We start from the raw sequence: 12,624 nt of genomic DNA on the forward strand, positions 1-12,624 counted from the left end.
TCTCTCAAGTCGGGCGGGGCGTCAGTCCGAGGTGGTCTCGGCCGCGAGCCGCAGCAGGCTCTCGCCGTCGAGGGCGTCCAGGTCGCTCTCGTCGGCGGGAGCGGTCGTGACCTCGGCTTCGCCGTCGGCGAGTTGCAGGATCAGGTCCAGCAGGCCTGCCGTGCGCAGCCGGGCGGGCGGGATGGCGGCGAGGGCGGCGCGGACCTCGGCGTCCGGGTCGCCGTCGGTGGTGGTGGGCGCGTCGGGGAAGAGTGCGGTGCGCAGGTGGGCGGCGAGGGCCGCGGCGTTGGGGTGGTCGAAGACCAGGGAGGCGGGCAGGGCGAGGCCGGTGACGGTCTTGAGCCGGTTGCGCAGGTCGACGGCGCTGACGGAGTCGAACCCGAGGTCGCGCAGGGCGCGATCGGCGGGGACGGCGTCGGCGCCGGAGTGGCCGAGGGTGGCGGCGGCCTCGGTGCGGACGAGGTCGAGCAGCAGGCGGGTGCGTTCGACGTCGGGCAGGTCGGCGAGCCGGTCGCGCAGGGTCGGGCCGGAGTCGGGCTCGGGGTCCTCGGCGGAGGGCGGTTCGACGGTCCGTGCCAGTGCGGAAAGGAGCGGGCTGGGCCGGGCGGCGGTGAAGGCGGGCAGGAAGACCGCCCAGTCGGTGGCCGTGACCGTCATGCCGGTGAGGTCCTCGTCGAGGGCGCGCTGCAGGGCGGCGAGCGCGGTGTCGGGGTCCATGGGGTGGACGCCGCGGCGCGCGAGTTCGACGGCGAGGCCGGGCTCGGTGGCCATGCCGGTCTCGCCCCAGGCGCCCCAGGCGACGGAGGTGGCGGGCAGGCCGGTGGCGCGGCGGTGCCGGGCGAGCGCGTCGAGGTAGGCGTTGGCGGCGGCGTAGGCGGGCTGGCCGCCGCTGCCCCAGGAGGCGGCGCCGGAGGAGAACAGCACGAACGCGTCGAGGTCGCGCTCCGCGGTGAGTTCGTGGAGGTGGCGGGCGCCGAGCAGCTTGGCGCTCAGCAGCGTCTGCAGGGTGTCCGGGGTGAGGGCAGTGGTCTCGCTGTCGCCGTCGGAGACGCCGACGGCGTGGATGACGGTGGTCAGCGGCTGGTCGGCGGGCAGGGCGTCGAGGTGGGCGGCGAGCGCGTCGCGGTCGGCGGTGTCGCAGGCGGCGACGGTGACGCGGGCGCCCAGTTCGGTGAGCTGTTTGGTGAGGGTGTCGGCGCCGGGGGCGTCGGGGCCGCGACGGCTGAGGAGCAGGACGTGGGCGGCGCCCCGGGAGACGGCCCAGTGGGCGAGGCGGCTGCCGAGGGCTCCGGTGCCGCCGGTGACGAGGGCGGTGCCGCCGGTGCGCCAGGACTGCGACGGGATCGGTTCCCCGGCGGGGAGGAGGCGGCGGGCGTAGGCGCCGGAGGGGCGCAGGGCCAGCTGGTCCTCGGTGGCGTCGGCGGTGAGCAGCGCGGCGAGCAGTCCGCCGGTGCGGGTGTCGACGGTGTCCGGGAGGTCGGCCAGACCGCCCCACAGCGCGGGCTGTTCGAGGGCGGCGACCCGGCCGAGTCCCCACAGGGTGCCCTGGACCGGATGGCGGACGGGGTCGCCGGGGAAGGCTGCGACGGCCTGCCGGGTCAGGCACCACAGCCGGGCCCCGGTGGGCCGCTCGGCGAGGGCCTGGAGCAGGGCGACGGTCGCGGCCAGCCCGGCGGGCACCGCCGGGTGGCGGGCGTCGGCCGGTTCCTCGGCGAGGCCCAACAGGGACACTGCGACGGAGAGTTGCGCGGGCAGCGCCGCGGCGAGGGTGGTGCGGTCGGCGGTGGCGGGGTCGATGTCGAGGCGAGTTGTGCCGGGGCCGAGAGCGGTGACGACGGCGGCCACCCAGGGGTCGGCGGCGTGCGTGGCCGGGACGACGACGAGGCGGTCGGCCGGCGCTGCCGCGGTAGCCGTGGGCAGCGGCTGCCAGGCGTCGCGGTAGCTCCAGGACGCGGCGAGCGCCCGCCGCCGGAACCGCTGCCGCCAGTCGGCGAGGGCGGGCAGGACGGCGGCCAGCTCGGGCTCGCCGGCTCCGGTCTCGGCGGCGAGCCGGGCGGTGTCGGCGCCGTCCACGAGGTCCCAGAAGGCGCTGTCCTCCCCGGAGCCGGCGGCCTCCGGGTCGGTTCCGGGGGTGGGCCAGTACCGGCGGCGCTGGAAGGGGTAGGTGGGCAGCTCGACCGGGGGCGCGGTGCGGGCGGCGGAGGGGAAGCAGGTCCGCCAGTCGACGGGCAGGCCCGCCGCCCAGCCGGCGGCCGCCGACAGCAGGAAGGTGCGGGCGTCGCCGGCGTCCCTGCGCACGGAACCGAGGACGACGGCGCCCTCGGTGCCCGCCGCCTCGCAGGTCTCACCGATCGCGCCGGCCAGCACCGGGTGCGGGCTGCTCTCGACGAACACCCGGTGCCCGGCCTCCAGCAGGGCGCGGGTGGCCGCCTCCATACGGACGGTCTGCCGGAGATTGCGGTACCAGTAGCCGGCGTCCAGTTCGGTGGTGTCCAGGCGGCCGCCGGTGACGGTGGAGTAGAACGGGACGTCGGCCGGGCGCGGGGTCAACGTACCCAGGGCGTCGAGGAGTTGCTCCTCGACGGCCTCGGTCTGGGGTCCGTGCCCGGCGATGTCGGACTTGACGTCCTTGGTGCGCAGGTTCATGCCCGCGCACAGCTCGCGCAGCTCGTCGAGGGCACCGTTCTCGCCGGAGACGACGACCGTGGAGGGGCCGTTGAGCACGGCCACGCCGAGCCGGCCGGGCCACGCCCGAAGCAGGGGCTCGACACGGTCGACCGGCGCGAACACCGTCATCAGCCCGCCCAGTCCACCGAGTTCGAGCATCGTCCGGCCGCGCAGCGCGACGATCCTCGCGGCCTCCTCAAGGGTGAAGGCGCCCGCGACGTGGGAGGCGGCTATCTCGCCCTGGGAGTGGCCGACGACGGCGGCGGGTTCGACACCGAGGGAGCGCCACAGGGCGGCCAGCGCGACCATCGTGGAGAACAGCGCGGGCTGCACGACGTCGGCCTTGTGCAGCACGGCCGGGTCGTCGCCCGCGCCGCGCAGCAGGTCGACGGGCGAGAAGTCGACGTAGGGGGCGAGGGCGTCGGCACAGTCGTCGACGGTGGCGCGGAACACCCTTGAGGTGTCGTACAGTTCGCGGCCCATGCCCCACCACTGGGAGCCCTGACCGGGGAAGACGAACACCGGCCCGGCGGCGGTGTCGGCGGCCGTGCGGTGTACGACGGCGCGGTCGGCGGTGCCGGTGGCCAGGGCGTCCAGCGAGTCGAGCAGCCGGTCGCGGTCGTGGCCGAGGACGACCGCGCGGTGCGGGTGGGCGGCCCGGGTGGTGGCGAGCGCCCAGCCGGCCGCCGAGGGGTCCGTGTCCGGCCGGGAGCGCAGGAACGTGCCGACGCGGGCGGCCTGTTCGACCAGCGCCGGGGCGGTACGGGCGGACAGCAGCAGGGGCAGGTCGGAGGTGACGAGGGGCGCCTCGCCTTGAGGTTCGGGGTCGGTGGCGGGCTGCGGGGGCGCCTGCTCCAGTACGACGTGGGCGTTGGTGCCGCTGATGCCGAACGCGGACACGGCGGCTCGCCGGGCTCGCCCGGTGTCGGGCCATTCCTGCGCGGACCGCAGCAGCCGTACGGCGCCCGTGGTCCAGTTGACGCGGGTGGAGGGCGTGTCGGCGTGCAGGGTGCGCGGGAGGGTGCCGTGTTCGAGGGCCAGTACCGTCTTGATGACGCCGACCGCTCCGGCGGCCGCCTGGGTGTGGCCGATGTTGGACTTGACCGACCCCAGCAGCAGGGGGTGCGCGCGGTCCTGTCCGTAGGTGGCGAGGAGGGCCTCGGCCTCGATGGGGTCGCCGAGCCGGGTGCCGGTGCCGTGCGCCTCGACGGCGTCCACGTCGGCCGGGGCGAGCCCGGCATCGGCCAGGGCCGCGCGGATGACGCGTTGCTGGGCGGGCCCGTTGGGGGCGGTGAGCCCGTTGGAGGCGCCGTCCTGGTTCACGGCCGACCCGCGGATCACGGCCCGTACCCGATGGCCCAGACGGCGGGCCTCGCTGAGCCGTTCGACGACGAGCAGGGCGACGCCCTCGGAGTAGCCGGTCCCGTCGGCGTCCTCGGAGAACGCCTTGGAGCGGCCGTCGCGGGCGATGGCGCCCAGCCGCTGGATGCGGGCGAAGCTGGCCGAGTCGGTCATCACGGTGACGCCGCCGGCGAGGGCGAGCACGCACTCGCCCGCGCGGACCGCGCGCACCGCCTGGTGCAGGGCGACCAGCGAGGAGGAGCAGGCGGTGTCGACGGTGAACGCCGGGCCGTTCAGGCCGAGGGTGTAGGAGACGCGGCCGGACAGGGCGCTGGCGGCGAGGCCGGTGGCGGCGTGGCTCTCGGTGCGCTCCGCGGAGCCGCTGACGACATGGGCGTAGTCCTGCCCGTTGCTGCCGACGAACACGCCGGTGCGGCTGCCGCGCAGGGTGTGCGGGTCGATGCCGGCCCGTTCCACGGCCTCCCAGGCGGTCTCCAGGAGCAGGCGCTGCTGCGGGTCCATGGTGACCGCCTCGCGCGGCGAGATCCCGAAGAAGGCCGCGTCGAAGTCGTGGGCGTCGTAGAGGAATCCGCCTTCGAGACGTCCGCCGCCGTCGGCGAACTCCGTCAGGTCCCAGCCGCGGTCGCCGGGGAAGGGCCCGATCGCGTCCCGTTCCTCGGCGAGCAGGTCCCACAGGAGCTGCGGGGAGTCGGCGCCGCCGGGCAGCCGGCACGCCATGCCGACGATCACGACCGGGTCGTCGGCGTCGTCGCGGAGTTCGGGCGCGGCGACGGCAGCCGGGTCCTCCCCCGTGCCGGTCAGGGTTTCGAGCAGATGCTCGGCGAGGCCACGCGGGGTCGGATGGTCGAAGACGACGCCTGCGGCGAGTGGCAGGCCGGTCGCGGCGACGAGCCGGTTGCGCAGCTCCACAGCGGTGAGGGAGTCGAACCCGGAGGCCCGGAAGGCCCGGTCGGGCGGCACGTCGGCGGCGCGACGGTGACCGAGCGAGGCGGCGGCAGCGGCGCGTACGGCGTCCAGGACGAGCGTGGCGTGCTCGGCGGGCGGGGCCGTACGCAGCCGTTCGGCCAGGGGCGTCGCGGACACGTCCGCAAGGGCCGGTACGGCGGGGTGGCCGTCGAGGACGGGGCTGCCGCGCAGCCCGGCGCGCAGTGCGGCGGCCAGTGGTGCCAGGTCGGCCACGAGGAGGGCCGGGTGGGGCTCGGCGGTGGCCTCCAGCAGGGCGCTGAGGGCGAGTTCGGGGTCGAGGCCGCCGAGGCCGGAGCGCCGGCCCTGCGCGTCGTCGAGTCCGGCGGCCATACCGGCGCCGCGCCAGGCCGCCCAGGCGATCGACACGGCGGGCAGCCCCTCGGCCCGACGGCGGGCGGCGAGCGCGTCGAGCACGGTGTTGGCCGCCGCGTAGTTGGCCTGGCCGGGGTTGCCGAGGGCACCGGACACCGACGAGAACAGGACGAACGCCGACAGGTCGTGGCCCCGGGTCAGTTCGTCCAGGTGCAGTGCGCCGGTGGTCTTGGCGCGGTACACGTCCGCGAACCGGTCGGGGGTGAGGCGGTCCAGTACGCCGTCGTCGAGGACGCCGGCGGTGTGCACCACGGCGGTCAGCGGCCGGTCGGCGGGGAGGGAGGCGAGCAGTGCGGCGAGCGCGGCCCGGTCGGCGACGTCGCAGGCGGCGATGTCCGCCTCGCAGCCGGCCTCGGCCAGTTCGCGTCTCAGCTCGGCCGCGCCCGGCGCATCGGGTCCGCGCCTGGAGATCAGCAACAGCCGCTCGGCGCCCTCCCGGGCCAGGCGGCGTGCGACCTGCGCGCCGAGACCGCCGGTGCCGCCCGTGACGAGGGTGGTGCCGGCGGGACGCCATCCGCTGGGCGAGCCGCCGGGCACTCCCCCGGGCGCCTCGGGCTCCCGTCGAGGCGCCGGCACGAGTCGCCGTACGAGGGCTCCGGTGGCGCGTACGGCCACCTCGTCCTCGCCGCCGGGGGCCGTGAGGGCGGCCAGGGCGGTGGCGACGGTGTGCGGGGTGGGGGCGTCGGCGGGCAGGTCGAGCAGGCCGCCCCAGCGGTCGGGTATCTCCCGGGCGGCGACCCGGCCGAGCCCCCAGACCGCGGCCTGGGCGAGACCGTGGGCCCGGTCGCCGTCGGCGGCGGCCACGGCGTCACGCGTCACGCACCACACGGGCGCCCGCAGCCCGGCGTCACCGGTCGCCTGAACGGCCGTCAGCGCGTCCAGGAGCCCGGTGGGCACGTCCGGTCCGTCGGGGTCCCCGAGCGCGGTGAGGCACAGGACGCCCGCCAGGTCGGTGTCGCCCGCCGCGTCCCGCAGCAGAGCGGCGAGCGTGGCCCGGTCGGCGCCGGCCGGGCAGCGGACCGGCACGGCAGCCCTGGCCAGGGCGTCGGCGAGCGCGCGGGCCCACGGGTGATCGTCGTGCTCCGGCAGCAGGAGCAGCCGGCCGCCCGTCACCTCGCCGGCCGGGGGCAAGGAGTACGGCTGCCAGTGCTCGCGGTGGCGCAGGGCGTCCAGGGCCGCTCGGCTGCGGTGCCCGGAACGCCAGGACAGCAGGGCGGGTACGACGGAACGGACGGCGTCCTCCGCGACGCCGAGGCGGCTCGCGAGCGCGGACGGTTCCGTGCGGCCGAGTGCCGCCCACAGGTCCGTACCGTCCGAGTCCGGGGCGTTGTGGCGGAGCGGGAAGCGGCTGCGGCGGAACGGGTAGGTGGGCAGGTCGATCCGCTCGGCGCCGGTCCCGGCGAACAGGGCCGTCCAGTCGACCGGGACTCCGTGGACGTACAGCCGGGCCAGTGCCGTGACGGCGCAGTGCTCGTCGTCCGGGCCGCCGTGCAGCAGGGGTGTGACGACGGTGCCGGGCGGCAGGGTCTCCTGGGCGAGCGCCGCGAGGACGCCGCCGGGGCCCACCTCCAGCCAGGCGCCGACGCCGTGCTCCGCGAGGGTCCGCACGCCGTCGGCGAAGCGTACGGTCTCGCGCAGGTGCCGTACCCAGTAGTCGGGGGTGGTCAGTTCGCCGGGTGCCGCGAGCCGTCCGGTGACGTTGGAGACGACGGGCAGGACGGGTTCGGCGAAGGACAGCTCCGCGACGGCCGTGCGGAACGGGTCGAGGGCGGGTTCCATCAGCGGGGAGTGGAAGGCGTGCGAGACCCGCAGGCGTGCGGTGCGGTGCCCGGCCTCGCTCAGGCGGGCCGCGACGGCCTCCACCGCTTCCTCGGGGCCGGACAGGACCACGGAGCGCGGGCCGTTGACCGCGCCGAGGACCACGCCGTCAGTGAGTAGGGGGCGGACCTCCTCCTCACCGGCGGCCACGGCGACCATGGCTCCGCCCGCCGGGAGTCCCTGCATCAGGCGGGCCCGTGCGGACACCAGGCGGCAGGCGTCGGTCAGGGACAGCACGCCGGCGACGTGGGCGGCGACGATCTCGCCGACGGAGTGGCCCATGACGTACTCGGGCCGCACACCCCACGAGACGACGAGCCGGTACAGGGCGACCTCGACGGCGAACAGTGCGGGCTGGGCGAACTCCGTGCGGTGCAGGGTCTGTTCGTCCTCGCCCCACATCGCCGACCGCACGCGCGGGTCGAGCTCGGCGAGGACCTCGTCGAGGGCAGCGGCGAAGACCGGGAAGCGGGCGGCGAGTTCGCGTCCCATGCCGAGGCGCTGGCTGCCCTGCCCGGAGAACAGCACGGCGACGGACGGCTCGTCGCCCGCGACCGCCTCGGCGAGCGGCGGCGCGCCCTCGGCCGAGCCGAGCAGCACGGCCCGGTGCTCGAAGGAGGACCGTCCGGTGGCCAGCGAGTGGCCGATGTCCAGCGGGTCCTGGTCGGTGGCCCGGGCGCGGACGCGGGCCACCTGGTCCGCGAGGGCCTCGGCACCGCGGGCGGACACCGGCCAGGGCACCGCGCGGACCGGCCTCGGGGCCGCCTCCGCCGTCGGCACCGGCTCGGGAGCCGCCTCCAGCACGACGTGGGCGTTGGTGCCGCTGATGCCGAACGCGGACACGGCGGCCCGCCGGGGCCGGCCGGTGCGCGGCCAGTCGGCGGCTTCCCGCAGCAGTTCGACGCGGCCGGCCGTCCACTCGACGGCGGCGGTGGGCTCGCCCGCGTGCAGGGTGCGCGGCAGTCTGCCGTGCCGCATCGCCAGCACCGTCTTGATGACGCCGGCGACGCCCGCGGCGGCCTGGGCGTGCCCGATGTTCGACTTCAACGAGCCCAGCAGCAGCGGCCGTTCGCGGTCCTGGCCGTAGGTCGCGAGCAGCGCGGACGCCTCCACGGGGTCGCCGAGCCGGGTGCCGGTGCCGTGCGCCTCGACGGCGTCCACGTCGGCGGGGGTGAGCCCGGCGGCGGCGAGGGCCTGCCGTATGACCTGCTGCTGGGCGCGACCGCTGGGGGCGGTGAGGCCGTTGGAGGCACCGTCTGAGTTGACGGCGGTGCCCCGTACGAGCGCCAGGACGGGGTGCCCATTGCGGCGGGCGTCGGACAGGCGCTCCACGACGAGGACGGCGACGCCCTCGGACCAGCCGGTGCCGTCGGCCGCGGCGGAGAACGCCTTGCAGCGGCCGTCGGGGGCGAGTCCGCCCTGCCGGCTGAACTCGGTGAAGAGCGCCGGGTCGGACATCACCGTGACACCGCCGACGACGGCCAGTTCGGTCTCGCCGGTCCGCAGGGCCTGGACGGCGGTGTGCAGGGCGACCAGCGAGGAGGAGCAGGCGGTGTCGACGGTGAGGGCCGGGCCCTCGAGGCCGAGGACGTAGGCGAGGCGGCCGGACAGGACGCTGGAGGCGGTGCCGGTCATGACGTGGCCCGCGCCGTCGCCGGGTCCGGGGCGCCCGGAGTCCCACTGGTAGGTGCCCGCGTACACGCCCGCGCGTCTGCCGCGCAGGGACTGCGGGTCGATGCCGGCGTGTTCGAGGGCCTCCCAGGCGACTTCGAGGAACAGCCGCTGTTGTGGGTCCATCGTGGCCGCCTCGCGGGGCGAGATGCCGAAGAACTCCGCGTCGAAGGCGTCGGCGCCGGTGAGGAACCCGCCGCCGCGCGCGGCGGACTCGGCGAGCAGTGCGGTCAGATCCCAGCCGCGGTCCGCCGGGAAGGTGGTGACGGCATCCCCGGCGGAGTCGACCAGCCGCCACAGGTCGTCGGGCGACGTGACGTCTCCGGGGAGGCGGCAGCCCATGCCGACGACGGCGACGGGGTCGTCGGCGGGGGCTCCGTGGGCGCGGTCCGTCTCGAGTTCCTCGATGCGCCGGTGGGCATGGCGCAGCTCCGCCGTGACCCTTCGGAGGTAGTCGACGACTGTGTCCTGCTGCTCTTCCTGCACGGGATGTCCCATCGCGTCGGCGGGCGTTCGTGGCCTGCGGTGAGGGGGTGGGCGCCGGTCAGCGGACCGGGAACTCCTCGTCGATGAGGTCCAGGAGCCGGTCGACGGGAGCGGCGGCGATGTCGGCGGCGTCCGTCGTGCCGTGGGTGCCATGTGTGCCGTTCACGCGGTGCCGGCCCCGTACGGGGTCGAGGTCGGACAGCAGTGCCTCGAGGCGGCGCACGGCGCGGCGCCGCGCGGGGTGGTCCTCGGGCAGTTCACGCAGGGCCTGTTCGAAGCCGGCGGGCCAGTCCGGCAGGGGGCGCGGTGTCTCGTCCAGGTGTTCGGCGAGGCGGGCGGCGAGCGCGGCGGGGGTGGGCTGGTCGTAGAAGAGGGTGGCGGGCAGGTCGAGTCCGGTGGCGCGGCCCAGGCGGACCCGCAGCTCGGTCTCCGCGTAGGAGTCGAGGCCCAGGGAGCGCAGGGCAAGGCGTGGTTCGACGCGGCCGGGGTCGGCGTGCCCGAGGGCGGCGGCGGCCTCGGCGCGCACCAGCGTGAGCAGCGCGCGGACCCGGCGCGGTCCGCTGAGGGCCCGCAGCGCGGCCGGTTCGGCGGCGGGACGGTCGTCGGCCTGGGACGGGGCGGGCGCGTACGGTGTCGTGTCCGCCGGGGTGGGCCAGTGGCGTTCACGCTGGAAGGGGTAGGTGGGCAGGTCGGTGCGGCGGGCGCCGGTTCCGGTGAACAGGGCCGGCCAGTGCACGTCGCTGCCGGTGACGTGGAGCCGGGCTAGCGCGGTGAGCAGGGCCGTCTCGGGGTCGGTGCCGGCGCGCTGGGCGGCGACGGTCACCACACCGGTCCACGCGAGCAGTTCGACGGTGCTCGCGGTGAGGGTGGCGTCGGTGCCCACTTCGAGGAAGGTGTGGACGCCTGCGTCACGCAGGGCGGTGACGGCGTCGGCGAACCGTACGGTGCCGCTCACGTGACCGACCCAGTGGGCGGGCGAGGCGAGGTCGGTGCCGGTGACGCGGGTGCCGGTGAGGGTGGACACGAGCGGGATGCGCGGGGTGCGCGGTTCGAGGCCGGCCAGTGCGCCGCGGTACTCGTCGAGGGCGTCGGCCACGAGAGGGGAGTGCAGTCCGTGCGGGGCGCGGAGCTGGGTGGTGGCACGGCCCTCGGCCGCGAACGCGTCGGCGATGCGGGCGACTTCGCGTGCCGCGCCGGAGAGCACGATCCGGTCCGGTCCGTCCACGGCGGCGACGGCGACGTTCGCGGTGAGCAGCGGTGCCACCTCGGCCTCGGTGGCGCGGACGGCGACGCCGGCGGCGGGCGCGAGCCGCTCCTCCAGCCGGACCCGGGCGGCGACGACCCGGCAGGCGTCGGTGAGGGACAGCGCGCCCGAGACGTGGGCGGCGGCCACCTCGCCGAGGCCGTGTCCGGCGACGTAGGAGGGAGTCCGGCCGACGGACTCCAGGAGCCGGTACAGGGCGATCTCGTGGGCGAACAGCAGGGGCTCGGTGCTGTGGCCCGGCTCCGTGCAGTCGCCGATGAGGCAGGGCGACAGCCCGTCGAAGGCGTCGCGTACGGCGTCGAAGGCCCGCGCGAACACCGGGAACCGCCGGGCGAGTTCACGGGTCCGGGCGGCGTCGTGCGGGCCGCCCCGTCCGGCGAACAGGATGGCCGACAGACCGGGTTCGGCGACGCAGCGCGCCGCCGTGGGCGTGCCCTCGGCGGAGGCCAGCAGGACGGTGCGGTGCGGCAGCGCGGTGGCCCGGCCGGTGGCCAGCGAGACGGCGATGTCGGCGCGGGCCCGGTCGTCGACGGGGTCGAGGCGGCGCAGTCGGGCGACCGCCGCGTCCAGGGCGTTGGCGGACCGCGCGGAGATCACCCAGGGCACGACGTGCGGGGCGCTGCCGAGTTCGTCGGCCGGCGCGTTAGTGGGCGGGGCCTGTTCGAGGACGACGTGGGCGTTGCTGCCGCCGATACCGAAGGAGGAGACCGCCGCGCGGCGCGGCCTGCCGGTGGCGGGCCAGTCGGTGGTCTCGCGCGGCAGCCGCGCCGAGCCGGCCGACCAGTCGACGGCCGGGGTGCGCTCGGACAGGTGCGGAGTGGCGGGCAGGACGCCGTGCCGCAACGCGAGGACGGTCTTGATGACGCCGGCGATGCCGGCCGCGGCCTGGGCGTGCCCGAGGTTGGCCTTCACGGAGCCGATGAGCAGCGGGTGTTCGCGCTCCCGCCCGTACGTGGCGAGGAGCGCCTCGGCCTCCACGGGGTCGCCGACGCGGGTTCCGGTGCCGTGCGCCTCCACGGCGTCGATGTCGCCGGGGCCGAGGCCCGCGTCCTGCAGGGCCAGGGCGATCAGCTCGCGCTGGGCGGCGCCGCTCGGCGCGGTCAGCCGGTCGGTGGCGCCGTCGGCGTTGACGGCCGTGCCGCGGATCACGGCGAGAACGGGATGCCCGTTGCGGCGGGCGTCCGCGAGGCGTTCCAGTACGACGACCCCGGCGCCCTCGGCCCAGGCGGTGCCGTCGGCGTCGGCGGAGAACGGCTTGCAGCGGCCGTCGGGGGCCAGGCCGCCCTGCCGGGCGTACCCGACGAGACTGCGCGGCGTGGACAGGACGTTCGCCCCGCCGGCCAGGGCGAGCGTGCACTCCCCGGCCCGCAGGGCGCGGACCGCGCAGTGCAGGGCGGTCAGCGAGGACGAGGACGCGGTGTCGAGGGTCAGCGCGGGGCCGCGCAGTCCGAGGAAGTGTGCGAGGCGGCCGGAGGCCACGCCGGGCGCGGTGCCGGTGACGGCGTTCGCGGCGGCGTCCTCGGCGGAGCGCGCGGTGACCAGGGCGTAGTCCTCGCCGCTGACGCCGACGTAGACGCCGGTGCGGGTGCCGTGCAGCGACAGCGGGTCGATACCGGCCCGCTCCACGGCCTCCCAGGCGGTCTCCAGCAGCAGCCGCTGCTGGGGGTCGGTCGCGACGGCCTCGCGGGGCGAGAGCCCGAAGAAGTCGGCGTCGAAGTCGGCGGCGCCGTCGAGGAATCCACCGCGCCGGGGCACGGTGACCCGGTCCGGCCCGTCGAGGGCGTCCGGGTCCCAGCCCCGGTCGGCGGGCAGCGGGCCGATGGCGTCGCGTGCGGCCAGGAGCAGTTCCCACAGCCCCTCGGGGTCGGTGATCCCGCCGGGCAGTCGGCACGCCATGGCCACGACCGCGACCGGCTCGGCGGCCACCGGGTGGTCGTACAGGTCGAGGAACTCCAGTCCGGACAGGATGGTCATGCCGCACCGCCTCCGATGGTTCACGCACTCGACGAGACTGTTGT

2 protein-coding genes are annotated in these 12,624 nt (G+C 76.6%); both read right to left on the reverse strand.

Annotation, left to right across the window (positions count from 1 at the left end; genetic code table 11):
- Positions 1-21 precede the first annotated feature (21 nt).
- Positions 22-9,342, reverse strand: coding sequence for a type I polyketide synthase (locus ACIA8X_RS35695; RefSeq protein ID WP_393460544.1), 9,321 nt, complete (start codon positions 9,340-9,342; stop codon positions 22-24).
- A gap of 58 nt (positions 9,343-9,400) precedes the next feature.
- The gene (locus tag ACIA8X_RS35700; RefSeq protein WP_399460037.1) at positions 9,401-12,580 is read right to left on the reverse strand and encodes a type I polyketide synthase; all 3,180 of its coding nucleotides are present in this window, start codon (positions 12,578-12,580) and stop codon (positions 9,401-9,403) included.
- Positions 12,581-12,624 lie beyond the last annotated feature (44 nt).

It is taken from the genome of Streptomyces sp. NPDC051738, from assembly GCF_044453205.1.
In the GTDB taxonomy this organism is placed as follows: domain Bacteria; phylum Actinomycetota; class Actinomycetes; order Streptomycetales; family Streptomycetaceae; genus Streptomyces.